14 protein-coding genes and 2 tRNA genes are annotated in these 26885 nt (G+C 48.1%); 1 reads left to right on the top strand and 15 read right to left on the bottom strand.

From position 1 onward, the window contains the following. Positions 1-116 precede the first annotated feature (116 nt). The 5 genes from ACPEIW_RS05515 to ACPEIW_RS05535 form a co-directional block, all read right to left on the bottom strand. Positions 117-190 (bottom strand) — tRNA-Gly (locus ACPEIW_RS05515). 217 nt (positions 191-407) lie between these two features. Next, a complete protein-coding gene (locus tag ACPEIW_RS05520) occupies positions 408-881 on the bottom strand; it encodes a holo-ACP synthase (protein ID WP_116438669.1) in 474 nt (157 codons plus the stop codon). A gap of 371 nt (positions 882-1252) precedes the next feature. Then, on the bottom strand, positions 1253-10855 hold the full coding sequence (locus ACPEIW_RS05525; protein WP_425663526.1) for a fatty acid synthase subunit beta domain-containing protein: 9603 nt from the start codon (positions 10853-10855) through the stop codon (positions 1253-1255). Positions 10856-11048: 193 nt separating this feature from the next. Next, positions 11049-12719, bottom strand: coding sequence for an acyl-CoA carboxylase subunit beta (locus ACPEIW_RS05530; RefSeq protein ID WP_425663528.1), 1671 nt, complete (start codon positions 12717-12719; stop codon positions 11049-11051). Beyond that, positions 12716-14563, bottom strand: coding sequence for an acetyl/propionyl/methylcrotonyl-CoA carboxylase subunit alpha (locus ACPEIW_RS05535; RefSeq protein WP_425663530.1), 1848 nt, complete (start codon positions 14561-14563; stop codon positions 12716-12718). Before ACPEIW_RS05535 ends, ACPEIW_RS05530 begins: the two co-directional genes overlap by 4 nt. 150 nt (positions 14564-14713) lie before the next feature. On the opposite strand from ACPEIW_RS05535, the gene ACPEIW_RS05540 reads away from it, so the two are divergent. Beyond that, complete coding sequence (locus tag ACPEIW_RS05540; RefSeq protein ID WP_425663532.1) at positions 14714-15367, top strand: biotin transporter BioY; 654 nt, start codon at positions 14714-14716, stop codon at positions 15365-15367. Between the two features lie 310 nt (positions 15368-15677). Here the strand turns inward: ACPEIW_RS05540 and ACPEIW_RS05545 are convergent, their stop codons facing one another. The 10 genes from ACPEIW_RS05545 to ACPEIW_RS05590 all read right to left on the bottom strand — a co-directional run bounded on the left by ACPEIW_RS05545 (position 15678) and on the right by ACPEIW_RS05590 (position 26821). Beyond that, a complete protein-coding gene (locus tag ACPEIW_RS05545) occupies positions 15678-16601 on the bottom strand; it encodes a biotin--[acetyl-CoA-carboxylase] ligase (RefSeq protein ID WP_425663534.1) in 924 nt (307 codons plus the stop codon). Positions 16602-16678: 77 nt separating this feature from the next. Next, positions 16679-17500 (bottom strand): transcription termination/antitermination protein NusG, encoded by an 822-nt coding sequence (gene nusG, locus ACPEIW_RS05550; RefSeq protein WP_425663536.1) that lies wholly within the window; start codon positions 17498-17500, stop codon positions 16679-16681. Positions 17501-17528: 28 nt separating this feature from the next. Next, positions 17529-17744, bottom strand: a complete 216-nt coding sequence (gene secE, locus ACPEIW_RS05555; protein ID WP_004111941.1) for a preprotein translocase subunit SecE — start codon at positions 17742-17744, stop codon at positions 17529-17531. Between the two features lie 38 nt (positions 17745-17782). Beyond that, a tRNA-Trp gene (locus ACPEIW_RS05560) sits at positions 17783-17858 on the bottom strand. A 135-nt stretch (positions 17859-17993) separates the two neighbouring features. Further along, positions 17994-19298, bottom strand: a complete 1305-nt coding sequence (locus ACPEIW_RS05565; RefSeq protein ID WP_425663539.1) for a pyridoxal phosphate-dependent aminotransferase — start codon at positions 19296-19298, stop codon at positions 17994-17996. Between the two features lie 469 nt (positions 19299-19767). Beyond that, positions 19768-20913, bottom strand: coding sequence for a glutamate 5-kinase (gene proB, locus ACPEIW_RS05570; RefSeq protein WP_016790710.1), 1146 nt, complete (start codon positions 20911-20913; stop codon positions 19768-19770). Between the two features lie 10 nt (positions 20914-20923). Beyond that, positions 20924-22588, bottom strand: a complete 1665-nt coding sequence (gene obgE / locus ACPEIW_RS05575) for a GTPase ObgE (protein ID WP_425663541.1) — start codon at positions 22586-22588, stop codon at positions 20924-20926. 113 nt (positions 22589-22701) lie between these two features. Further along, positions 22702-22953 carry a 50S ribosomal protein L27 gene (gene rpmA, locus ACPEIW_RS05580; protein ID WP_004106248.1) on the bottom strand — a complete coding sequence of 84 codons (252 nt, stop codon included), beginning with the start codon at positions 22951-22953 and terminating at the stop codon, positions 22702-22704. Between the two features lie 33 nt (positions 22954-22986). Then, positions 22987-23295, bottom strand: coding sequence for a 50S ribosomal protein L21 (gene rplU, locus ACPEIW_RS05585; RefSeq protein ID WP_004111933.1), 309 nt, complete (start codon positions 23293-23295; stop codon positions 22987-22989). A gap of 178 nt (positions 23296-23473) precedes the next feature. Then, positions 23474-26821 carry an Rne/Rng family ribonuclease gene (locus ACPEIW_RS05590; RefSeq protein ID WP_425663544.1) on the bottom strand — a complete coding sequence of 1116 codons (3348 nt, stop codon included), beginning with the start codon at positions 26819-26821 and terminating at the stop codon, positions 23474-23476. Positions 26822-26885: the final 64 nt, after the last annotated feature.

The following is a 26885-nucleotide window of genomic DNA, read 5'->3' on the forward strand; positions in this document are numbered from 1 at the left end:
TTTACGTGTTTAACTGTTACAACAATACCAACATGCGCAAACAGATTAAAACATGTGTGTACTAAAGCAAGAACGGAATCAAATAGGAATGAAAAAGCGAATGAAAATGTAAAAAGTGGAGCGGATGACGGGAATCGGACCCGCGTCATCAGTTTGGAAGACTGATACTCTACCATTGAGCTACATCCGCAATATGCGAATTTTGCAAGCTATTAGTTACCTTGCAAAACAGCAACTCGATTAATTATACAGACTGTTTAGAACTAAAGCAACTTTCGACACTCCACTTAGATACTCAAGAGCGTTGTAACACACGATGACATGCCTGCTTTTGTTTACCATTTGACCCAAAAAAGGAACAAACGCGGGAAAAGAAACAAAACCAGGCAGTGCAAATCGCAAAATATCTAAGCTATTTCTAGAATCACAAACGCAAAGGCGATTGCAGATGCGTCTTCAAGCAAACCATCGTGACTCAAAGAAACATGCCATCTAATAGAAAGACCATTCTGCGTCTTAATCATAGGAACCGTGCTCAAAGATTGCATAAGCTTCTCGTTAACAGCAGTATCAAGATGAACGCTTGGGCATCCATGCGAATCATCTAAAATCTCAATACTTGCCCAAGGAGTGTTGTCTAAAGTATACGGATATTGCAAACCAAGAGTGCTCATCGCTTCGCACCACGCTTTTATAACCGCCTCTTTACCAGCCCAGCGAGCCGCAATATGAATCGCCTCAGCGTCGTTTTTTAAGTGTGCTCGCATAGCGCACTGCCTAAGCTCACGCGTAGAAAATAGCGAGCGCCACCCATTGCCATCTTGCATTTGCTGCGCAAAATCCGCAACATTAACAACATCGCAACCAATGCCTGCAATCATTGAACTCACTTCCTAACTGCTATAGCGCGCGACGACCTGCCTTTTCGCTTAAAGCGTAGCACGAGAGGCGCTTTGACTGAGCTTGAAATTGCATAACGCATTTCAAGCTCCTTCAAAGCGTGATTTGGCTCAAATGTAAAGTCCAGTGGACTTTACATGCCAAATCAGCCGAGCGGCTACTAATAGCCGCGAGGAATAGAGCGCTGAGCCGCTCAAGGCAGAAGCACTGCTTCTGCGCGGCGAAGACGTTCGCGCGCTTAGACCGCGCTAACGATACACCTCGATAGCGTCGAAAAATCTCGAATCTCTACCGCGCGAACGACACGACCTGCCTTCGCGTTCAAAGCTTAGCACGCGAAATCGTCGATTCGTTAGCAATAATAGCCACTTGCATCTAAGCGAGCATCTGGGTTTAGCAGCATAGCTTTTTCTGCTTCATGACCATCGTAGCGCGACCCATCTGGCATGCGCGTGCCGTCTTTAAGCAAACGGCGATTTTGCACAGGCTCAAACAGTTGCACATGGCCCATCATGCCCTCTTGCAAAAGTCGCTGGCCTGCAGCCAATCGCGCATTTGCCTTTGCTCGCCACTCGTTAAGCGCATCCACTCCAGCGCTAGAAGCCACAGCAGCCTCAAACGCGCCAGGATGCACAAGAGCCACAAATCCGCTAACATGCCCGAATCCAAGCGATGTAGCAAGAGCCGCTTTAACGGAGCCAATGTGAATCCTATTTCGCAACCAAACCATGTGGTCGTCGCGCGCAAGCTTAGGATCCACGCAATCAAGCGAAGCGTTGATTGGAACCCACCCACTTCTAAACAGCTGAGTCAAGCCATTAATCTGGAACACGCATGCGCCACCCTTTGCGTGGCCAGTAAGCGACTTTTGGCTAATCACAAATAGCGGATTTCCGCTTGTGCGCCCAATCGCGTGCGCAAGCGTATTGTGCAACTCGGACTCGTTCGGATCGTTTGCGTTTGTAGACGTATCGTGCTTAGAAACAACAGCAATATCGTCTGGAGTAACGCCAAGCGCCGCCAAATCGTGCACAAGCTTGGAATCGCGGCCGCCCAATCCTGCAGCAAGCGCGCCCAATCCTGGAGCTGGAATCGAAGTGTGAATACCATCCGCGTATGAGTGAATGAATCCAACTACGCCAGCAACAGGCAAGCCAAGCTTAAGCGCAATATCTCCTCGTGTAATAAGAATCGTGCCGCCGCCTTGCGCTTCCAAGAATCCTCCGCGCCTGCGATCATTCGCACGCGAGAAGAATCGCGGATTTATGCCCTTTTCGTACATTTCCTCGCTGTTTGCAGTAGCGTTCATATTGCCAAAGCCAACCACGGACTCCACGCCAATATCGTCAATCGCACCCGTTACAACAAAGTCGGCCTTGCCGAGCGCAATCTTATCAACGCCTTCTTCTAGCGAAACTGCAGCAGTTGCACATGCCGATACTGGCTGAATCATGTTTCCATATCCGCCAATATACGTTTGCATTACGTGAGCTGCAACAACATTTGGCAATGCTTCTTGAAGCACGTCTGTAGGAATTTCGTGATTTAGGAATCTATCCAAATACAGCTTTCGCATAGACGTCATTCCGCCAAATCCTGTGCCTTGAGTCGATGCAACAAGAGACGGATGCACAGCTTGCAAAATTTCCGAAGGCGTAAATCCTGCGCAAATGTAGGCATCAACAGTAGAGACTATGTTCCAAAGCGCAATCGGATCTACGCTTCCAACCATCGAAGCTGGAATACCCCACTTTAATGGGTCGAAGCCCTTAGGCAATTGCCCACCAACAGTGCGCGTCATGGCTGCTCGCCTTGGCACGCGAATCATGGATCCAGCTTTGCGCGTAACAATCCATTCGCCAGACTCTGGGTCGCTAGAAATCTCTGTGTGCTCTTCGTCTAGCGCCACATATTCGCGCGCAATTTGCTCTGTAGCAACGTTGAAAGATACATCGTGGTCGAGGAAGATTTCGGCTTCTTCTTCGTTCGCTCCATCCTTGTAGTCGCTGCCCATACCAGTCTCAAACGGCCTTATTCCCGAGCGAGCTACTACTTCGTCGCGATACTTTTCTGCAATGTCTTCTTCTGGCACAAGCGTGCCTTCCGCATCGTACCATCCTGGCTTTGGCGAATCTTGCCAAGTTAGCAAGCCCATGCTCCAAGCCAATTCCAAAACAGCGCCTGCACAAAGCGAAACCGTTCCGTCATCTTGGATTGACTGCTCGGCACTAAAGCGCGTACGACCAGAACCCCAAGGGCCAATCTCGCCAACAGAAACTATAACGATTTGGTCTTGCGGCTTTGCTGTTACGTTCTTCCAATCTTCCAAATTAACTTTTGCTTGAGTTGGAATATTTGGAGACGGAAGCGCCTTATTTAGAGACTTGACTTCAGACTTGATTGAAGAATCGTTTGCAGCATTCTGATTAGCCTGCTTACGACTATTCTCTTGCAAAGCTTGCGCTTTAAGCTCGTTCAAGTCAAGCGGCTCCGAGCCTAATCCACCTGTTAAATCAACGTCTAGAGGCGCCTTTGCAGCAAGCTCGCGCGCATCTTTAGTGCACAAGTCAAGCAAAAGATTTGCCATCTGGCTTGTTGTAAAGGTTTTTAAGCCACGGCTTTCAACAGCTTCCACAAGAGGATCATTTGCACCCATTAAGCCAGTTCCGCGCACCCAGCCAATCTTTGGATGAGCAAAAGTTACGCGATTCGACCACACTTTTTCTGCATGCGCGCGGTTAACAATGGCATCGAATGCGCTCTTGACTTCGCCATAAGCTCCGTCGCCGCCAAAAATACCGCGATTAGGCGATCCTGGCAACACAACGTGCATACAATGCTTTACATCTGTATCTGCTCCGATTTGCGCAAATCCTGCGATTGCGCGCTCAACACCCCAAAGCATAAGCCTGGATTGCGATTCAAAAAGCGCACCAGAATCCGCCAAAGTTCCACTAACTGGCGGAGCTGCAAATGGGAAGAACAGAGTTGGATTGTAAGCAGGCTTCAAAATGGTGGTTGTAGCGCCACTAACCTTCTTAGAAACTGTGCCAACCCACTTTACAAGAGCGTCAACATCTCGATAACTAGACAAGTTTGCTGGAACAAGCCACAATTTAGCCGAAGCTGTTGAGTGAAGTCTGTAAGCTTCTTTAGCCCACTTTTTTACACTCGGCTTAAAGCTGTGAGAAGTGGCAATAACCGTAGCTCCGCCTTCTAGAAGACCAGTCACAACTCGTGCTGCAATCGAATTTGGCGCAACGCCTGTTACAACAGCAACATCTCCTTCAAAGCAATTGGAGAAGATTTGCGAATCGTCTCCATAATTCTCATGATTACGCGACTTTGGCAAATCGCCAGTAGACTTTAGAGCATCTTTTGCAACTTGCTCAAAAATAGAAGACAATACGTTGAACTTATTATCGTTGCTCTTATTATCCTTGCACTTATTATCCTTGCACTTTTTAGCAAACCACTCAGCTTCGCTAGAGATTGCGCTCCCTAATCCAACAAAGCTACCGTAGCGGTTCAAAATTTCGCTAACTTGCTTAAGATCTTCGGAATTATTTGCGCAAGAATTATACTCAGAATTGTAGTAGATACGCGCCAAATCTTCGCGAGCGCTAGCCCATCGATCGTCGAAAAGAATCGCCTTGCGCTCATCAAATCGAGGCTCCACTTGCTTTGGCCAATCCGCTCCAAGCTCAGCTTCTACAGCTGCAACAACAGCCGCATTTTCATCCGCTTCATCTTGCACTTTAGGCTCTTCAACACCAAGCTTTGCTAGCACAAACTTAGCAGTAGCAGCCAAAACGCCATCCGCGCCAACAACCTGTTGAGCAAAAGCGTCAAGCGCCGCAGAATCAACAACCGCACCGCCTGCAGCGCCAGAGCCTGCAGAACCTGGCTGAGCAAGAGTAATTCCGTGCTGTTTAGCAACTTGATTAATCGCAGAATCAATCAACGCTTGAGCTGCAGAAGCGTTCTTTGCTGGCTCTGTAGAAAGCTGAGCCAAATCGCCTCCGCGAACGCTTGCGCCAGATCGCGTTTGCAAAACAAGAGCCGCCAAAACGTGCGCGCGCCAGCCTTCGCCAAGCTTATAGACTTCCGTAATGCGCTTATCTACTTGAGCAGGCTTTACACCAGCTGCGCCAAAAAGCGACCTTAAACTTTGCCTTACAATGTCACTAAGAACGGCACCAAAAGCCTTGTAGCGAGGAGCAGCGGAGTTTACTAGCTTGCTAAGAGCGCTCATCGGAGCTTCTGCAGCGCCGTCCACGCTAGGCACGCCAAGCTCGGAGCTTATGTCCATTAAAAGCTGGTTTCGCCTAGAAGATACGCCGTTTGTTAGCGTATCCGTTGTGTCGGCAGCGCCAATTTGGTCAGCGCGAATCTTAGCACTGTATGCAATCAGCATTTCAATAGCATCCGACGCCTTAAATGCAATATCTGCAACAGAGCCAGATGGCACATTTTGTGTATTTTGCACAGAATTATTTGCAGAATTATTTGCATTATTATTTGCATTTATTTGAGCAGACGCAGCACTTGCCGTTTCGGCTGCTTGCGACTTTTGTGCAGCAGCTTGGGAAGAATCGCCAGCAACCGACGCGTCATTAACCGCGCTTTCATCGTCTTCAAAAACTTCTGGCACAAGCGAATCTGTGTCTGTTTTATAAACACGACTCTCGTCTCGCCCAACGTTATAAACAGCAACACGCTGACTACTAAACTCTGGCAATGCAAGCGTTTTTGTACCAAGATTTGCCAAAGTTGGAGCATTCGCTAAACCAACTTCAACATATTCTTCTACGCCTAATCCACCGCAAGATTCACTAGAGAACATAAGCGCTTGCGTTTCAATCCAACGAACAGGGGAAGCAAACTGCCAAGAAAGAAGCTCCGTAAGAAGCAATCTGCCAAGCTTTTGCTCATCAGCAGCATAAGAATCCCAAGTTGCATCATCTTGTAAAGCCGCTTCAATTCGCTTTGAAGGCACAACGTCTAGAATCTTTTGCGCAAATTCGCGCGTAAGCTCAAACGGGCATGCAACCAAGTTTGGAATGTAGCGCCCAACAAGCACCGAGTAGTCAATATGCTTTGGAAGAAGCGAATCTAGCTTATCTCGGAACTCTGGCACACCTTTTCTAAGCAGCTTGGAATGGAATGGCACATCAATTCCTGGAACCAAAATAAACGGCGGCTTTCCGCCATATTCTTTAGCACGCTTAGCGGAATCTTCGGCCAAGGCTTTAAGACCTTTTATTGTTCCAGCAATCGCGTATTGCTGACCTGCCAAATTGTAGTTTACGATTTGCAAGAATTCGCCAGTTTGCTTAGAGATTCCTTCAACGTACGCGTTTACGCCATCGTCTCCTACGCCAAACTGATTTGGACGCAAAGCTCCCATTCTATAGTTAGATCTGCCTTGCGCATCTCGTTCAATCAAATGATGCATAGTGGATCCGCGGTGGAAAACTAGCTCCAACACGGTTTCTAGCGGAATGATTTGAGCGAAGGAACTTAGCGCATTGTATTCACCTAGAGAATGGCCTGCAAAGTAAGCTGGCCAAATATCGCATCCAGCTTCACGCAAGCGAGCAGTTTGCGCAAAAGCAACAGTAGCGAGCGCAACTTGCGTAAATTGCGTTAAGTTAAGCAAGCCTTCTGGGTGACGATACGTTACGCCATTTGCTGTTAATTCCTTAGGATTATCTCGAACAACAGCAAGAATGGAGAATCCGAGCTTTTCACGAGTAAGCTTATCTGCGCGCTGCCAAGTTTCGCGCACAGCTGGCGATTTTGCGCGCTCATCTAGCGACATACCTTGCTTTTGAATACCCTGGCCTGGGTACACAAAGGCGGCGCGCGGCGAGCTTGTAAGAGCGCTGGCCTTAGAAACAATTTGCCCATTTACGCGGCACGTTACTTCTAGCGCAAGCCCTGCACGTCGAACTTTTCCTACGCGCTCAACAGTTATCTCAACTTTGTCGTTAAGCTGCACCATGCCGTACATGTTGTACGTCCAGCCAATTAACTCGTAGCGCGCGCCTTTTTCGTCAACAGCTTGCGCAACGTGCTGAGCTGCCGCCGAAAGCCACATTCCGTGTACAAGCGGAGCTTTAAGCCCAGATATTGCAGCGCCTCTGTAAGAAGTGTGAATTGGATTAAAATCGCCAGAAGTGCGCGCAAACGCCGTCATGTCTTTAGGCGCGCTCAAAACAACTCTTCTAAGCATTCTTCTAGGAGTTGCATCCACATCATATCCGTGCAATTCCGCGGCAGCTCCGTATTGTGCAGCAGGCTTTGGCAGCGCTGAACTGTAGCTGCGTCCGCGAATCGCAAATCGCTCTGTTTCGTGAGCTAAACGCGTTCCGTCTTGCGCATTGTGAATTATGTGTATTGTCACTACTCGCCCAGAAGCTGACTCGGCATAATCTTCTGCCCAACCAACAAGGTTTACGCGCTCGCCCACGTGCTTGTTCAAATCGCTATTTGAAACGTCTAACTCTATTAAGTGATCTAAATGAACCGCGTTAAGCAATCCTTCGATTACTGGGTATCCATTTACCATTACAGATCCCAAAGCAGAATAAATTGTTGGCCAAGCAGGACCAACTAGCGCGTCTGGCACGATTTTAGACGCTTGAAGACCGCCAGAAAGTCGCCCAGCTGTAGCAGATTCGTGATCGATTCCAAGATTTCTAGAAAGCGTGTACGAAGACTTTACTACGCCAAATGGCGATTCTTCGCTTTGCTCGCTTTCATCAACTTTAGGCATTTCGCTTAAAGCATCTCCCGTAATCGCAACGTTTCCAATGCCTGCTGTAGCTGCAAGCATCTTATAAACGTGCTTTGGCAAGCGCTCTCTATCTACTACTGGCACGCCTCCTGCGCGATTTGCGTCTACAATAAGCGGAATCACAATGTTTCGCACAGCGTGATTCTTATTGCTGTTCTCATTCTTGCTTGAATCGTTAGCGCTTGAATCATTTCCGCTTAAATTATCCCAGAATGTGTCTAATTTAATGTCTAAATCAAGCTTAATTACGCTATCTTCTTCACTAACAACGCTTATAACGTAGTTTTCGCTATTATTTTGCGTTTTATAAGCAGGATTAGAAGTTAGGTGACCAATCCAAGAGATATTCGGGCATGCGCGCACGTATTCTTCAACGTTTTTTGCGCACGCGATTTGGCTAAATGCACTTTGCGCAAGAGAAACTCTAGAATCGCCAGCAGCCATAGAACGTTTTATAACCGCATCTTCAAATCTTCCCAAAATATCTGCGATTGGCTCGTCCATTGTTGTTATTCCAGCAACAGAAATCGGCCCTGGAATTACGCGAACAGCATCTGCTGAGTATCGCGAATCTTCCGACTGCCAAAGCTGATCCTGACCCCACCAGCGAAGCAAATCGTTGTCGATTACTGGCACAAACGGCATTGGCTTAGGGTATTCGCGCACCAAAGTTGGGAACCATGCGGCATCCATTGGAATAACGTTTGTTTGCGCTGCATCTGGGAACTTTTCAATAAGATTGTTCAAAGCTTCTTGAGGATTTTCAAAAATGCTTTTAGCAGAAGGCAAGCTTGACTCAAATTCGCCAGAATCTTGCAACGCAAAACGCGCTTCGATTCGCTTAAGCAAATGAGCGTAGCGATCCGCGTATGTGGAATCCGCCCACGGGTAGCATAAGTCGAGGAATCGCTGAGCAAATTGCTGGTACGTCATGCTTTCAACATTGCCAAAATACGGCTTTGCTGTTGTGTTAAGAGCAGCAATAACCTCGTCTTTGCGTAATTCAAGCTCTTCTGGATGCTTCATCATGTGAACAAGAAGCCTTCCACAACGCGCAGACGCATTTTCAATCTCGTAAATATCTGCGTGCAAATGGCTTAATCCGCTTGTTACTCCGCCAACAACCTTTCCAGATGGCACCCAGCGCTCGCCAATCGGAGCAAACGGATCTTCACTTGCACCAAGACCTTCAACGCATGCATCATTTGCTTCTGTGATTCCAGGCGTCTCCACCAACATGCGCTTAACTTGCGGACTTGTGTGCGCTTCCTTTGCTGTCATTGCTGCTGTGCCAATCATTACGGCGTCTACAGGCATATTTGGCAAATCGTACTTATTGGACCATTCGCCACTAATGTAATCGGCAGCACGCGAAGGAGTACCGATTCCGCCACCTGCTACAAGCACCAAATTATTGCATTCGCGCACTTGAGCATAAGTGCTAATAAGCAAATCATCTAGCGACTCCCAAGAGTGGTGGCCGCCTGCAGATCCGCCTTCTACTTGCGCAATAATCGTTGCTGGCTTAACAGCTTTTGCAATGCGAATAACTTGACGAATCTGCTCTACTGTTCCTGGCTTAAAAGCAACATACGGGAATCCGTCTTCTTGAAGAGTTTTAACAAGTTCCTTAGCTTCGTCTAACTCTGGGATTCCTGCAGATATTACAACGCCGTCGATTGGCGCTCCCGAAGCGCGCTTTTTTGGAACTATGCGCTTGGCTCCAAATTGCAAATTCCACAAATAGCGGTCCATAAACATGGCGTTGAATTCTACAGTTGCTCCCTCTTTTAGCTGCTTTTGGAGCATTTCCACGTGCTTGTTAAACACTTCTTCTGTTACTTGGCCACCGCCTGCAAGCTCTGCCCAGTATCCCGCGTTTGCAGCAGCTGCAACGATTTGCGGATCTACGGTTGTTGGAGTCATGCCTGCAAGAAGAACAGGAGCTTTGCCTGTTAGCTTGCTAAACTTTGTAACTACTTTGCTTCCTAATGGCGTTTCTACTACGCGTGGTGCAAAATCCGCCCAGCATCCCGTGCGCAAAGAATTTGCAGAAGAAGCGTCCAGTGTAGACGCATTAGCGCGAGACGCCATTGTTCCAGCTTCTACGATTCCAGCGCCACTTCCCTGAACCAGCACGCTTGTAAGCTTTCCAAGCACTTCTCCAGGGCCCATGTCGATTACCCACAAATCTTTAGCAGATTCGCCCAGATTTGCCAAAGTTTTTTTGATTTGACTTGCCCAATCCACTTGCTCTACTAAAACTTGATTTGCAAGACTTCTAGTAAGATCGGCATTTAACCCAGCTTCTTTTGCCCATTTTTCAGCGTTATCTACAGCTTTGCTCATCATTGGCGAGTGGAATGGCACTGTAACATCTAAATACTCTGCGATTGGCGCAAAAACCGATCCGCCGCGCATCTTCATATCTCGTAATTTTTTAGAATGAGCCGCTTCTTTTTGCGCTTCGCTTAAAACAGCCTCCATGTCTTGCGGATAGCCAGATAACACCATGTGATTTCGCGAATTTTTAACTGCTATCGAAACTTCAGCACGCTTACGATCCACGCGCGAAATCAAAACTTCTGCCTGTTTTTGAGTTACGCCTTTTAATGAAAGCATTGGAGTTGCAGAGCCGTTTCCACTTATTTCCAAAAGCCGCGCTTCGCGATCTGCAGCCGCTCCAATTATGTATGCAATCGCCAAAAGTTCCGCGATTTTGCCTTGCGCTGCCTGCCAAGAACCAGCCTCTAATCGCGCTTCTACCATTTTTGCAGCAATCACGCCTTGAGAATGACCAAGACTTGCGATTGGCTTGCAAACTTCAAAATTGTACCCAAGATTTGTAAAATCACTAACAGCTGCAAGCTGCGCCAAGGCGATTCCTGGAACGCTTATTTGCGCGTCTTGCGTGCGCTCATTTGTGGATTCCAAAGCGTCGAATACGTTTATGTCTTTTCCTGCGTTTGCTAAAAGTTGCGCATATATGTTGTTTAGAAGATTTTTTGCGCTGTTATTGTAATCGCGTAGTTGCGCGCTTAAATCTTCGTCTTTTTGCGCGTCTTTTAACGCTTGAACCCAAGGCGTGGATTGCCCTGCAAAAACTAAAATATGTGGATTTTGTGCAAGCTCATCAAATAAGTATTTTGTCATTTTATTTCCTTTGTTTGTGGGTTTACGTTTTATTTTTAAGATTTGTGTTTTGGATTATTTGTGACTTTTGTATTGTTTATGTTTTGGATTATTTGTGACTTGTTGCTAGTCGCGTCCGCGGCTGCTTGCGACTTTTGCGCGGCTGCCAAATCATCTCAAATCACCCTAAAATCACCCTAAAATCACCCTAAAATCACATTGGCTGGTTTCCATGATGCTTCCCCGTTCTCGAAACGCGTTTTTTACTTCTTAAAATCTTCAAAGAATTAGCAATAACATCTCTTGTTTGCTCAGGATCTATCATTGCGTCAATCTGGCCAGTTTCCAGCGAAAGATTCGCGTTTACAGTGGTATTTTCGTAATTCTCAACAAGCTTTTTTCTTAAAGCGTCAACATCTTGACCGCGCTCTTTTGCTTTTTGCAAATCCTTGCGATGAATAATGTTCACAGCTCCTTGAGCGCCCAAAACCGCTATCTGGCTGGTAGGCCAAGCATAGTTAAAGTCTGCGCCCATAGACTTTGAGCCCATTACAATGTATGCTCCACCAAAAGCCTTGCGTAAAATCACGGTAACAAGCGGAACTTGCGCGTTTGCGTATGCGTAAATTACTTTTGCGCCTCTGCGAATAATTCCAGCGTGCTCCTGGTCAGACCCTGGCTTGTATCCAGGAGTGTCTACAAGAGTTACAACAGGAAGATTAAACGCGTCGCACAATCGCACAAATCGCGCTACTTTTTCGGAAGAATTAACGTCTAAAATTCCCGCGTTTACCTTAGGCTGATTTGCCACTATTCCAACAGGATGCCCGTCTATGCAAGCAAAACCAACAACCGCAGATGCAGCATAAAGCTCTTGAACTTGCACAAATTCGCCATAATCTACGATTGCGCGAATAACGTCTAAAACGTCGTACGGCTGGCGATCATTGCTCGGAACAATAGTCGCAAGCTGCTTAGCAGTTTCTCTGTCTGCGCGAGTGGCAGCGTATGCAAATGTTGGTGGATTTTGATTGCAATTTTGCGGCAAATAAGCAAGGATTGTGCGCGCGTAGTCAATGGCGTCTGCCTCGTCTTCGCCCAAATAGTGAGCAACGCCCGAAGTGGAGTTATGCACATACCCACCACCCAAATCGTCCATGCTAATCGACTCGCCAGTAGCTGCCTTAACAACATCTGGACCAGTTACAAACATGTTGGAATGCTCGCGAGTCATGATTATAAAATCCGTAAGAGCAGGGCAATAAACTGCGCCACCAGCACAAGGTCCTAAAATCAAGGAAATTTGCGGAATTAAACCGCTTGCTTCACAAGTTTTTTTGAAGATTCTGCCATATTGCGTAAGCGCGTTAACGCCTTCTTGAATGCGAGCGCCGCCCGAGTCGATTAGCGCAACAACTGGAACTGCAAGCTGCAACGCCATGTCTAGAAGATGACAAATCTTCTGGCCTTCAGCGCGTCCAAGCGTGCCGCCACGAACGGAAAAATCCTGCGCATACACGGCCACTTTTTTGCCGTACACTTCGCCAAAGCCAGTGATTACAGCGCATCCTGCAACATCGTTATTTATGTCTCCGCCGTTAAAGCGGCCGATTTCTTCAAACGTTCCCGTATCAAAAAGCAAATCCAAGCGCTCTCTGGCAGTGGATTTTCCCTTTGCATGCTGGCGCTCTAAAGCATTCTGCTCGGCGTCTCTAGCAAGGCGAGCCGCGTGTTCTACGGCTGCTTTTCCGCGCTGAGGCTGCGTAGGCTGCGTAGGCTGCGTAGGCTGCGTGTCTTGCGCATTTTGCGCGTCTTTATTAACTTGTGCAGCGCTTTTATTAACATCTTTTGCAACTTGCGTATCATCTTTAGTAAGCGCACTCATTTTGCACTACCGCCTTTAGTCACGTCAATTGTTACAAGCTTTTCGCCTGCTTCTACACCATCTCCAGGCCCCACAAAAATGCCCGTAACTACGCCAGCTGCAGGTGCGTAAACGTAGTTTTCCATTTTCATGGATTCAAGAACAGCAAGTAAATCGCCTTTGGCTACGCTCTGACCTTCCGCAACGTTTACACGCGTAATCACAGCTTGCATTGGAGCAGAAATCACGCCAGGAGCATCCTTCGGCGTTTCCGACTTGTGAGTATCTCCTCTTAATCCCCGACCTCTAAGTGGCTGCGATGCGCGAACTGTGTTTCTAACTCGTGCTGAGCCAGTAAGATTGTCTACAATATCTTGCGGAATCGTAAGTTTTACGCGCTTATTGTCTACTTCTATTACAAAAGATTCCATTTTAGTCGGCTTATTTTGCGAGTCTTCACTAGCCTTATTGGAATCTAAAGAAGCGGGCTGTCCGCCATTTGCCGCTGCAGCAGTACGGTTCAAATACTTGCGTTCAAGCCATTTTGTAGAAATATCAAAATCGTGATCTTGAGCAGTAAAATCAGGGTCGTTAAAAATTTGCTCAAAAAGCTTAGCAGGAGTAGGCACGCCCTCAATGCAAAGCTCCTTAAGCGCACGCCTTACGCGAGCAATTGCCGCATCGCGATTTTGCGCCGTAACAATAAGCTTGCCCATCATGGAGTCGAATTTTGGAGACACACTATCTCCAACTTCTACGCCAGAATCCACGCGAATTCCAGGGCCCGATGGCCATTCTATTTTTGTTAGCGTGCCTGCACTAGGCGTAAGATTCGTTGCTGGATCTTCCGAAGTGATTCTAAGCTCAAAGCTATGCCCACGCGAAGGGTGATTTTGCGTAAGCTCGCCGCCGTCGGCAATCGTAAGCTGTTCGCGCACAAGATCTAGTCCGCTAACTTCCTCACTAACTGTGTGCTCAACTTGCAATCGTGGGTTCACTTCCAAAAAGTAAACTTTGTGTTGAGATGTCACCATATATTCGCACGTGCCCAAACCAACGTAGTCAACAGCTTCAAATAGGTTACGAGAATATCGGTGAAGCTGAGCATTCTCATCATCGGTAAGGAATGGTGCTGGTGCTTCCTCAACCAACTTTTGGTTTCGGCGCTGCACCGAGCAATCGCGCGTGGAATATATGGTGAAGTTTCCATGCGAATCGCGGCCAACTTGCGTTTCCACGTGGCGAGCCTTGTCTATAAAACGCTCAATAAAGTACTCGTCAAGGTCGCCGCCTTGCAAAGCGTCGTGGTTCATGTAGAATCCGCGAAGCTCGTCATCGTTGTGCACAACGGTTATTCCGCGGCCGCCACCGCCATCCGTGCGCTTCATCATAACTGGGTAGCCGTGTGTTTGCGCAAAAGTCAGCAATTCTCGAATGTCTTTTACTGGCTCCGAGATTCCTGGAACTGGCGGCACTTTAGCGCGAATTGCAACGCGGCGAGCGGTTATTTTATCCCCCAAATCAATAAGCGCTTCTGGCTTCGGACCAATCCACACAGCGCCAGCATCAATCACCTTTTGCGCAAAACTCGCTACTTCCGATAAGAATCCGTAGCCAGGGTGCACAGCATCCGCGCCGCTTTTATGCAAAATGTCTACAATCGCGTCTTCGTTTAAATAAGTGTCTCTGTACGTGTCTCCAGAAAGCGCGTACGCTTCGCTTGCCATCTCAACATACTGCGCTTGACGGTCGGATGCCGCATAAATAGCTACAGTTTGTATTCCCATCTCTTGAGCAGTGCGAATCACTCTAAGCGCGATTTCGCCGCGATTTGCCACAAGTATTTTTTTGATATTCGTAACCATACGTTACAAGTTATAGGAAATTTGGCTTATAGTATCCGTGAATTTGAACAAAACATTATGCGATTTTTTGTAAACTTCTCCAACGCGCGATGCCCGATTCTTGTCTAATGTTTGATTCAGCAACGAAAAACAATACGAAAGAAGGATATCGTGGCTAATTTTGAATCAAACTCTAGCGCAAACTCTGGCGCAGTTACATCTAAGGCATTTGACATTAATCGCTTAGCCGTTCCATTTGCTAAGGCGTTTTTGTTTACTGTTCTTATTAGTGCTGCCACTATGGCTGGCGCATTGCCAATTCCTGGAACTCCTGTTCCTGTTACTTTGCAAACTTTGGTTTTGGCTTTGGCAGGTCTTACTTTGACTTGGCGCCAGGCCGTTAGCTCTGTGCTTATGTACCTTGCGATTGGTGCTGCTGGAATGCCAGTGTTTGCAGGCGGAAAGAGTGGCGTTGTGGCTTTTGCAGGCCCTAGCGTTGGATTCCTTGTTGGATTCGTATTCGGCGTGGCTGCGATTGCGCTTGTAAAGTCTGCGCTCGAAGGCGTTGTTAATGCTGCTATGCCAGAGGATTCTGTTGCTAAGAAATTTGCACGATTTGGCGCATATTTTGCAGCGTCTGTTGTTGGTTCTCTTGTGATTTACGCATTTGGATTTGTAGGTCAATCGCTTATGATGCACTTGCCTGTGTGGGCAATCGCCGTGGCTTCTACTGGTTTTATTGTGGGCGATATTATTAAGGCTGCAATCGCTAGCGCCGCTTACGCAGGATTGTATGGAGCGTTTAAGCGCAACACCAATGCGTGATGCGATATGCGCGACGACCTGCCTTTTCTCTCAAAGCGTAGCGCGAAAAGGCAATTCGGAGCGCTGAGCCGCTCAAAGCAGAAGCACTGCTTCTGCGCGGCGAAGTCGTTAGCGCGCTTAGACCGCGCTAACGACATGATCTTCTATTCCGCTTTTTGTACGTGTTTTGGGTCAAATTTGGTACAAAGTGCGGAATCAAGCGACACGACACGCGCGCGAATCTACTTGCATGGGCGCTTTGAAAGAGCTTGAAATGCGTTATGCAATCTCAAGCTCAGTCAAAGCGCTTCGCGCGCTACGCTTTAAGCGCTCAGGCAGGTCGTCGCGCAAACGAACTAAGCGCATGAACGTCGCCCGTGTGCACAATCGCAGATTCTCCCGAGTCTTTAAGAATCAAAAGCGAAGCATCATCATTAATGCTCTGTGCAACGCCTTCTACGCATTCACCGTTATTTAGCTCACTATTAACTTCTGGCGCATACACGCTAACTTTGCGCCCAAGAGTCCAACAAACTGCGCTAACTTCCTCACGCAAGCACAATGCGCTTTGTGCAGGATTTTGAACAAAACTCGCTAGTCTATTGTTTAAGTTTTTCGCTAAACGCTTAGCAATAATATCCCTTAACTCCATAGCGTCTGGAAGATTCGCGTAATGCATTTGTAAAGATGTTGCCTGCTCAATTGGAAGCGACTCTTTAGACACATTAAGATTAAGGCCGATTCCAAAAATAACGCCAATATTTTGTTGCGAAGATTCATGATTTGCAACATAGCTATTATTTGCAATAGCTGCGATTTCGGTTAAAATTCCGCCTTCTTTGCAATCGCCAATAAAAATGTCATTTGGCCATTTGATTTTTATTTCTTGACCAAAATCGCAAATTTTACTTTCGCAATCGCCGACTTCGCAGATTTTGCGCGCGCCAACTTCTTTAAGCGCGTCAATCAGCGCATCTCTTGCGCAAAGCCCTGCAATCATAGGCAGCCATCCGTTGTATTTGTGGTCAATCACAACGCTTTTTGGCAAAATAGCACCATAAGACGCTAGAAAGCTTTGCCCCGATTCGCTAACCCACTTGCGACCAAGACGGCCTCTGCCAGAACTTTGATTGTTTGCAATAATCGCACAAACAAGCGGATTCAAAATTGAAGAGCTTTCAAAATCGCAATTAAGAAGCTCTTTTCGCGCAATATTTTGCGTAGAATCAACAGAGTCTAAAAAGATAAAATTCATCGAGAATTAAATCCCTTAAAATCCATAAAATCGCCTAAAAGCCTAAACCTATTTAATAGCTATTTAAACAACAACTATCAAACAATAGGCTCTACCTGGTCAAAGCCAAGCTCCACAGGAGTCTCTCGACCAAAGATAGAAACAAGAACTGTAAGCTTTTGCGTTGTAGGATCTACGTCCGAAACTACAGCAGCCATAGTTGCGAATGGGCCGTCTGTAACTGTAACTTGATCGCCAACCTTGTAGGCAACTTCCACCTTGCGCTTGCGAGCAGCAGCTGGCTTATCTCCAGCCTTCTTCAACGCCTCAGACGCAATCATAGGAGCCATCATATCAATAACTTCCTTGCGGCTAAGAGGCGCTGGTTCCTTAGATGGGCCAACAAAACCAGTAACGCCTTCAGTCTCGCGCACAATGCGGCGAGCATTCTCGTCTGGCCACATGCGAATAAGCACATATCCTGGAACACGCACACGGGTAATAACCTTCTTGCCCTTGTCTGTGTGCTTTTCAACCTCTTCCATTGGAACTTCAATCTGGAAAATCTTGTCTTCCAAACCAAAGCTTTGAACGCGAGATTCAACGTTAGTTTTAACGCGCTTCTCGTAGCCAGAGTAGGTGTGAAGAACGTACCACTTGCCTTCAAGAGTTCGCAAAGTCTTGGAAAACTCGGCGACTGCGGCGGCGCCAGCGTCTGTAGGATTTGCGTCTGCGGAATCTTCGGAATCTTCAGCAGAATCAGCAGAATTGTCGGCAGAATCAGCACTATTCTCCACTGGCGAATCGCCAGCAACCGTAGATTCAGCCTGCTCAGGCGCATCTGCAGCAGCAGAAGCTGCATCTAAATCAGCAAAATTCTCTACAGACTCAACATTTTCGAGATTCAACTCGTCAGTCATATTTGCACACCCTCAAAATTCGTTTAAATCAGCCAAACAGCCACATAACGGACTTGCCTAAACCGAAGTCCATAACAGTGACAAAAACCATCAAGAAAATAACAAAAATAAACACGGAAGCAGACCAAGCAAACAACTCTTTGCCGTGTGGAGCTACGACTTTGCGCGTTTCGTCAATAGTTTGCTTAATGAACATGCCAATACGCATGAACAAATTTGGCTTCTTCTCTTTTGCCTTGGCCATGCTTGAATCCTTCGTTTGAAAATTGTTAACAATAAAACTGGCAGGGACGGCGGGACTCGAACCCACAACCTACGGTTTTGGAGACCGTTGCGCTACCAATTGCGCCACATCCCTAGGTGAACTTGCTAATCATACCTTAAAAAGGTTGACTTGGCAAAACCGCCGAATATTCATGATAGCGGAAGGGCAAGATTTAAGGGTTTTTATTATGATTAGCGAGTGTCGCTAAACGCGCGGAAGCTTCCGACTTTAAAGCGCGCTACCGCCTTCAATCCACTGCTTCATGCGCCTCATGCCCTCAGCAAGCTGACTATCCGCCAAAGCGCACGAGAATCGCAAGTAACCAGGCGCGCCAAAAGCCTCGCCAGGAACAGCAGCAACATGCGCTTCGCCAAGAAGCATTTGTGCGAACACAGACGATGTGCCTGGAATCTTAGAATCCTTGCCCAATGGGCGATTAAGCAGCGCCTCAACGTTTGCAAACGCGTAGAAAGCGCCGTGCGAAAGAGGGCAAGTTACGCCCTCCATGCTGTTCAGCGCTTGCACAATCGCCTTGCGACGAGCGTCGAAGGAATCACGCATTTTTGCAACTTCATCTAATGGTCCGCCGACTGCTGCAAGAGCTGCGCGCTGCGAAATATTAGAAACGTTAGACGTCATGTGGCTTTGAAGCTTAATCGCGGCTTTTGCGGCCTCAAGTGGCGCAACCATCCATCCAACACGCCAACCTGGCATTGCGTAAGTTTTTGCAACGCCATTCAAAACAAGCAGCTGGTCGCGCACTTCTGGCACTTCCACGCCAATGTACGAAGTTTTTACGCCATCGTAATGCAAGTGCTCGTAGATTTCGTCGGAAAGCACCCAAATATGATGCTTTACGGCCCATTCGCCAATCGCGCGAATTGTTTGAGCGCTCCAAATAGCGCCTGTTGGATTAGAAGGCGAAGTTACAATAATCGCACGCGTGCGCGGTGTGCGAGCCGCCTCAATCGCATCAATATCTGGCTCAAAACCGCGATCCGCGCCAGCCATAACCGCCACTGGCACGCCGCCTGCAAGTTTTACTGCCTCTGGGTAGCTTGTCCAATATGGCGCTGGAATTATAACTTCGTCGCCGTCGTTTAGCAGAATCTGGCATGCTTCGTAAACAGCCTGTTTGCCGCCATTCGTTACAACAACTTGATCTGGAGAAACATCGTAGCCAGAATCGCGCTTAACTTTGCGCGCAATCGCCTCGCGCAACTCTGGAAGACCAGCCGTAGCTGTGTACTTGTAGTTTTTTGGATCTTTGCATGCGGCGGCTGCGGCTTCCACAATGTAGAGCGGCGTTGGAAAATCAGGTTCACCTGCGCCGAAGCTAATAACGTCGATTCCTGCAGCTTTCATCGCTTTTGCTTTGCCATCTACAGCAAGCGTTGCGCTTGGCGCCACTTTGTTAATGCGATTGCTCATAGAGCGCCATTGGGAGTTTGATGTATTTGCTGCGATCTGCGATGAGCCTTCTGCGATTCGCGACTCGTTTTCTGCCATATTTGCTGCGATATTTTCTGCCATACTCTACAGTTTAGCCATTACACGTTATTTCACGAAAATGCACCAAGCGAGGTAGAGATTCGAGATTTTTCGCCGCGAAAGAGGTGAGCCTCAGCGCCGAAGGTGGTGACTCGCCGAGAGAGCAAGAAAAATCGAGAATCTCGGTGATGAAAACAACGCAAAAGTTCTAGATATCCAGAAGGTTTGATGTATTTCTCTACGAGCAATAAATAGCGCCATACTAAGGCCTTGGAATATTAACGTTCATAAGACCCCCGTAAAGGAGCGCGTCACTTGCGAGGAGAGAAATACTCAAACCTCGCGCAATACCAAGCAAGGAAAGTGCAAAAATCGTTCGCGCGGTCTAAGCGCGCGAACGTCTTCGCCGCATGTAAAGTCCACTGGACTTTACATTTAAGCGGCTCAGCGAATCGAAGTGCATTCGCACGCTACGCTTTAAGCGCTCATGCAAGTCGATTCGCAGCAAACACTATAAAAGCACAAGATTATCGCGATGAACCACAGGATGCGCGTATTGCCGCCCCAAAGTGGCCTCTAAGTCATCCGTTGTAAGCCCCATTACCTGCGGTATCTCATCTGAATCGAATGCAACTAGTCCTTTGGCTAAGTGATTGCCATGCTCATCATCAATCCACACTGGGTCGCTCGCACAAAAATCGCCAGTAACCCCTACGATTCCAGCAGCCAACAGGCTTGCTCGCCCTGCGCAAACGGCTGCAGCAGCACCAGAATCTACAATAATCGCACCATGCGGATTAGACGCAAAACCAATCCAAAGTCTTCTAGAAGACGCGCGCGAGTTTAGTGGCGCAAAAACGGTTCCAACCGAATCGCCAGCTAGCGCACTCTCCGCGCTACTCGCACACGTCAAAAGCGTTGGGATTCCAGAAACAGCAGCAATATGCGCCGCATCCATCTTGGTTACCATTCCGCCTGTACCAACGCCCGATCCGCTTTCGCCAACTTTAATATCGTCTAGCGCGCGCGTAACATCTGCAACAAAGCTAATCCGCTTAGCACCTGGCTCGCTGGGCGGAGCCGTATAAAGCGCGTCTACGTCTGTTAAAAGCACCAGCGCATCTGCGCGAACAATGTTTGCAACAAGCGCCGCCAGCCTATCGTTATCTCCAAAACGTATTTCGTTACTAGACAAAGCATCGTTTTCGTTTACGATTGGCACAACGCCTAATTCCAGCAGCCTAAGCATTGTGCGTTGAGCATTGCGGTAGCGCGAAGGACTTATAGTAACGTCTGCCGTTAGCAGCATTTGCCCTACTTTTAGACCATATTTTGCAAATGCTTGCTCGTATTGCGCCATAAGCAAACCCTGACCAACCGAAGCCGTAGCTTGCTGCGTTGGAACGTCTTTTGGCCTAGAATCAAAGCCGAGCAGCCCAAATCCTGCTGCGATTGCGCCAGAAGACACAAGCACAACATGCGCGCCGTTAATTTGCGTGCGACTAATGGCGTCTACTAGCGAGCGCAGTTTTTGCACATCTAAGTGACCATTTTGCGAAGTTAGCGAGCTAGACCCCACTTTTACGACTATTGTGCGCGCATTGCTAATTGAACGCCGAACCCCGTTTTCGGTAGGCTCAATTGCTTTATTAACCATTATTAATCAATTACTCTCCACGCCCAAATAGGCTTTGCTCATCGTGTTTATCGTCATCTACCGATGGATCTGCCCAATGCCCTTGCTTGCGTTCCGCCATCATAGCGTCTCGCACGGCACTCTTTGCATCCATCATTGTGTGGTAGTCGCGGCGGCGCTCCGCATTAGTGCGCCTTGCGCCACGCGGGTCATTTGCCTCAAGTCGCAAGTCTTTTCCGCGCGCACCAAGGCTTGCGCCATCCAAACCTTCCGCGCCTGCTGCAATGCTTGGATCCCAGTCGAAGCAAACCATGCGGTTTCCGCGGCCAATCCTAATCTCGTCTCCTGGTCGCGCGCCCTTCTTGCGCAACTCGTCTTCTACGCCAAGCTTCGCTAAGCGATCCGCCAAATAGCCCACTGCCTCGTCGTTGTCGAAGTTTGTTTGCACAACCCAACGCTCTGGCTTAGCGCCCGTAACAGTAAACCAGAAGTCGCCATTTTTGTCTTCTTCGCGCTCGATTGTAAAGTCGCTAGCACTTCCGCGGCCATCATCGCGCCTGCGTCTTAATGCTGGCTGCTCAAGCGGCTGAATAACAACTCGCTCTTCTTCGCGCGCTGCCTCTTGCTCAGCAAGCTTTTCGCGCATACTAGCAACCATCTTTCCAAGCGCAAAACCAAGCTCTTTCAAGCCTTCGTGAGATGCAGTAGAAATCTCAAAAACTGGCAAGCCCATTTTTTCAAAATCGCTTCGCACAAATTCTGCCAGCTCTTTTGCTTCTGGCACATCAATCTTGTTAAGCACAATAATTCGCGGCCTCTCGGGAATAGGAATCGCTCCAAGCGGCAAATCAAGCTTGTTTGCGTATTGCGAAAGCTCGTGTTCCAAAGCCTTATAATCGCTGATTGGGTCGCGATTTGGCTCTAGCGTTGCACAGTCGATTACGTGCGCGATTATTTCCGTGCGCTCAATGTGACGCAAAAACTCAAGCCCCAAGCCCTTTCCTTCGGAAGCTCCTGGAATCAACCCTGGCACATCTGCGATTGTGTAGCGATATTCGCCAAAACTGACTACACCAAGATTTGGCACAAGCGTTGTAAACGGATAATCTGCGATTTTTGGCTTTGCAGCGCTGATTGACGCTACAAGACTTGACTTTCCTGCAGACGGGAATCCAACTAGTGCCACGTCTGCGATTGACTTTAGCTCTAGGATTACGTCTCGCTCTTCGCCAGGCTCGCCAAGCAGCGCAAATCCGGGAGCGCGACGCACCTTGTTTGCAAGAGCTGCGTTTCCAAGACCGCCTGCGCCTCCTGCTGCGACTACGAAAGTGTCTCCTACGTGTTGCAAATCCGCCAAAACATTGCCTGGCCTTTTTTGCGCGCCCGATGCGCCCTTCGCCTCAAAAATCACGGTTCCAACTGGCACTGGGAGTATAAGATCTTCTCCTTTGGAGCCGTCTTTTGTATCTCCCAAGCCCATTGTGCCACTTTGCGCTACTCGATGTGGCATAAATCGGTAATCAAGCAAGCTATTTGCATTGCGATTGGCTACGAATATAACACTTCCGCCATTGCCGCCATTGCCGCCATTTGGCCCTGCAAGTGGCTTGTATTTTTCTCTACGCACGCCTGCGGAACCGTCGCCGCCGTCGCCGCCTTTAACATGTACCGTTACTCGATCTACAAAATCGCTCATAACTTTTACCTTACTTGATGCTCAATACTCGCCAGATTTGCCCTATGAATTCGCGCGCTAACAAACAAAAAAGCCGCACCGAACGGGGTGCGGCTAGAAGATTAATGAGTTACTCAGGCGGTAACTACGTCTACAACCTTGCGATCGCGACGAATGCCAAACTTCACATTGCCGTCTACCAAAGCATACAGCGTGTGATCCTTGCCCAAAGCAACGTTCTGTCCTGCATGGAACTTGGTGCCGCGCTGGCGAACAATAATGTTTCCAGCTACAACAGCTTCTCCACCGAACTTCTTAACGCCAAGATATTGCGCCTGTGAGTCGCGACCGTTGCGCGAGCTGGACGCACCCTTCTTATGTGCCATCTTGCTGTCCTTTCAGGTTTATAACACCGTCAATCAGGCGATGGCCGTGATCTTGACGAGAGTCAACTTCTGACGATGACCCTTGCGGCGAGCCACGCCAGTCTTGTTCTTATACTTCATAATGCTAATCTTTGGACCCTTAGCTTCGTCGTTAAGAACTTCTGCCTTAACTGTGATCTTTGCAAGATCCTTAGCGCTTAAGGTCACCTTAGCACCGTCAACAACGAGCGCGACCGGGAATTCCACGGTATCGCCCTTCTTTGCATCGAGACGGTTTACGAGGATGGCGTCTCCAACCTCAACCTTCTCTTGATGGCCACCGGCCTTCACAATCGCGTACATAATTCGTTCCTTAGCTAAATTGAAAGCTTTACTTTTGCCTCGCGCGCAGCATTGAACATGCGGCAAGACACCGACTATCAAAAATACACCTACCCCTGTACTAACGTCAAGAGCTAATCTATAAAGTCGAGCTAAACAGTAGAAACTATTGTACTCAAGCCTTATACTTTGGGCGTTTTTAGTTTTCTGATTCGTCTGTTTTTTCTTGCGACTCGTCTGTTTCTTGTGACTCGTCTGTTGCTTCTTGCGATTCAACGGTTGCTTGCGACTCTTCCGCTGGCTTATCTACTGGCTCATCTACTGAAAAATCGCCAGCATCCGCAACATCCGCAACATCCTCACTAATCGCAGCATCCGCAACATCCACAGAATCCGCATCATCCTTACCGCCGTCCAAACTTCTGCGCAAAGACTCCTCAAAGAACGCCGAAGACGCAGCAGCAGCCGCAATCTTCGCCAACTTAGCGCGAACATCCGCACTAGACTCCTGCTTAACTGTAGGCGCAGTGTCTGCAACGCTTCCGTGGCCGTGCTTATTGGTCTTAATAAACGGATCTCCGCCCTTAAGCGCGTACGGATCGGCGTATTCCGAAGACACAGTCGGCTCGTCGTGAAGAATAAACCCACGGCCTTTGCACGTTGGGCACTCCTCCGAAAACGCTTCAACAAGCCCCTGCCCAACTCGTTTACGCGTCATTTGCACAAGACCAAGAGACGTAACCTCCGCAACTTGATGCTTTGTGCGGTCGCGCGCAAGACACTCAACAAGCCTACGCAAAACAAGATCGCGGTTTGCTGGCATAACCATGTCTACGTAGTCGATCATAACCATGCCGCCAATATCGCGAAGTCGCAGCTGGCGCGCAATCTCTTCGGAAGCTTCCAAATTGCAACGAGTCACAGTCTCTTCCAGCGACTTTCCGCGGCCAATAAAACGGCCTGTGTTCACATCAATCGTTGTCATTGCTTCCGTTCGGTCAATAACAATCGACCCGCCTGCAGGAAGATAAACCTGGCGCTCCATGCCTTTTCTAAGCTGGCTGTCGATTTGCCACTTGTCAAACACGTCTTTACCTTCATGCTTTGCAGGATCCCAGTACTCAATCTTGCTTTGCAAATCAGGCGCCATCATCTCCAAGTATTCGCAAATGCGGTCGTACGCGCCCTTGCCTTCCACAATCATCTTTTGGAAGTCGTCGTTAAAAATGTCTCGAACAACGCGAATTGCCACGTCTGGCTCGCCTTGCAACAGCTTTGGACGCTTTCCATGCAAGAATTCCTGGCGCTTTGCTTCTATGCGATCCCACTGTTTTACAAGCGACTCAAGGTCTTTTTCAATCGCATCTTCACTAGCACCATCGGCAGCAGTTCTAATGATTATGCCCATGTCTTTAGGCGCGATTTTGCTTACGATTGCGCGAAGTCGGCTTCGCTCGCGGTCGGATAGCTTGCGACTTACACCCGTCATCGCTCCAGACGGCACCAGCACCAAGAACCTTCCAGCAAGCGTTACTTGCGATGTTAGTCGCGCACCCTTATGGCCTATAGGGTCCTTAGTAACCTGCACTAAAACAGGGTCTCCCGCCTTAAACGCAAGCTCCATTCTTCGCGGCTGACCTTCTAGCCTGGTTGTATCCCAGTTGACTTCGCCAGCGTAAAGCACGCCGTTTCTAGCCTGACCAATGTCTACGAACGCAGCCTCCATGCTTGGTAAAACGTTTTGCACGCGGCCAAGGTAAATGTTTCCAACGGTTGCAACTTCTTGAATGTCGGAAACGTAATGCTCTACAAGAATGTTGTCTTCGATTACAGATATTTGCGTGTGACGATCGCGTTCGCGCACAACCATAAGTCTGTCAACGTTTTCACGCCTTGCCAAAAAGTCTTGCTCCATAAGCAAGTTCTGGCGGTTGCGCTCTCTGCGATTATCGCGGCGGCGCTGCTTTTTGGCTTCCAGCCTTGTGGAGCCTTCAATATCTGTGATTTCGTCAATATATTGCTGTTTTCTAGACCTTCGACTTTGCGAATCCGTCTCTGCAGAGTCAAATCGCGATTCACTAGCGCTTGAGTCATCTGCAATCTTGGATCTGCGACGCCTGCGCCTACGCGTGTAAACTTCTTCGTCTTGAGATCGCAATTCTTCTGGGTCTGGAATCAAATCTCGGTCTTCTTGAGAAACCTCAATTTCGTCTACGCTGTACTTGCTAGACGTTGAATTAAAGGAAGAAGATTCTTCGGATTCGGCAGATTTATTGGCATTATCTGCTCTATCTGCCCTATCTACTCTAGAGGAGCGCCTGCGACGCCTGCGCCTTGTTACAACGCCATCCTCGTCGTCTTGCAAATCGGATTCTTTTGCGTAGACTTCATTTGAATCTGCGTTATCTGCGTTATCTGCGCTATAAGCATCGTCAACGCTATCAAAGTTATCAACGCGATTTCGGGCAAAATCTCCACTAAAATCATCCTCAAAATCGCTATAGTCAAGTCTTCTAGAGGCTTTTCCAGCTTTACGATTTTCTATTGGCGCGTAAGTTATATCGTCGTATTCAAGGTCTTCTTCGATTTGCTCAACCTCGGCAGCAGCTCTGCGCTCTGCAGCGTTAAGTCTGCGATTTTTGCGCGATTTTCGGGCGTTCTGGCTTCCATACTCGCCGCGCTCACTTGCTTGCGATTCATCTTGATTCGCATTTTTATCTTGCTCAATTTGCGCGTTTTTCTCGTCGCGATTTACTCTAGAACGCACGCGAATCAATTGCGTATCGTCGTCTTGCAAATCATAATTATCGTCAAAAGTTTCGCGGCCGCTTTTAGCTTTGGCATAAGACTTGTTCGAGCGAGTTTTACGCGATTTTTTAGAATTGCGATTTGTGTCTTCACTAAAATCGTCTTTGTTTTCAAGTGATTCGCTAAAATCTAAACTATTGTCTGTTGACTTGCGATTATTACGCGACTCTCGGCTATTTCGTCTACTATCGTCTTTACTGCGAGAATCACGCGAATCACGAGAATCACGACGGCTGTGCGAATCGCGCTTATTACTATTTGAATCTTCGTAATCCGAATCCGCATCGCGGCTTTCAGCAGAATGCTCGCGTTGAGGCAAAACTGGCTCTTGGAACAAAAGCGATGTTATTGGTCGCAAATGCGCTTGAGATTGCTGCTGTGCATAAGAACTATCTGCCGCAGAATCCGCAACAAAAGGCGCAGAATCCGCCGCCGCTACTCCAGAGCGCAAATCTTGAGTATCTCCGCCTTCAACGTGCAACTTCATCGATTCGCCAGCAGCTCCTGCAACCCTAACTACACGCCTTCCAGCGCGCCTGCGACGCACGCCGTTAGCAGCATCTTTAGCACCAGAAACAACATTAACAACGCCGCCAACTCTAGCGGAAGTAGCATTAGGATTTACGCTAGCATTAGCACCAGCATTCTCGCTAGCACTAGAATTAGCATTTTCATTTTTATCTTTTTTATTATCGTCTGCTTCAAATACGTTGAAGCTTTCTCGCGTTACTCTGGGCACAATGCTCCTAGCGAAACGCTGCAATCGTCTCGCGCTCTTAGCCTGGAATGGGCACGCTTATGCG

This window comes from Gardnerella piotii (assembly GCF_049815665.1).
Taxonomy (GTDB): Bacteria; Actinomycetota; Actinomycetes; order Actinomycetales; family Bifidobacteriaceae; genus Bifidobacterium; species Bifidobacterium piotii.

Coding starts and splice junctions, on each gene's coding strand:
- ACPEIW_RS05525 (WP_425663526.1), bottom strand. CDS start 10,855: ATGACAAAATACTTATTTGATGAGCTTGCACAAAATCCACATATTTTA.
- ACPEIW_RS05530 (WP_425663528.1), bottom strand. CDS start 12,719: ATGAGTGCGCTTACTAAAGATGATACGCAAGTTGCAAAAGATGTTAAT.
- ACPEIW_RS05535 (WP_425663530.1), bottom strand. CDS start 14,563: ATGGTTACGAATATCAAAAAAATACTTGTGGCAAATCGCGGCGAAATC.
- rplU (WP_004111933.1), bottom strand. CDS start 23,295: ATGTACGCGATTGTGAAGGCCGGTGGCCATCAAGAGAAGGTTGAGGTT.
- obgE (WP_425663541.1), bottom strand. CDS start 22,588: ATGAGCGATTTTGTAGATCGAGTAACGGTACATGTTAAAGGCGGCGAC.
- nusG (WP_425663536.1), bottom strand. CDS start 17,500: ATGACTGACGAGTTGAATCTCGAAAATGTTGAGTCTGTAGAGAATTTT.
- secE (WP_004111941.1), bottom strand. CDS start 17,744: ATGGCCAAGGCAAAAGAGAAGAAGCCAAATTTGTTCATGCGTATTGGC.
- ACPEIW_RS05520 (WP_116438669.1), bottom strand. CDS start 881: ATGATTGCAGGCATTGGTTGCGATGTTGTTAATGTTGCGGATTTTGCG.
- rpmA (WP_004106248.1), bottom strand. CDS start 22,953: ATGGCACATAAGAAGGGTGCGTCCAGCTCGCGCAACGGTCGCGACTCA.
- ACPEIW_RS05565 (WP_425663539.1), bottom strand. CDS start 19,298: ATGGCAGAAAATATCGCAGCAAATATGGCAGAAAACGAGTCGCGAATC.
- proB (WP_016790710.1), bottom strand. CDS start 20,913: ATGGTTAATAAAGCAATTGAGCCTACCGAAAACGGGGTTCGGCGTTCA.
- ACPEIW_RS05545 (WP_425663534.1), bottom strand. CDS start 16,601: ATGAATTTTATCTTTTTAGACTCTGTTGATTCTACGCAAAATATTGCG.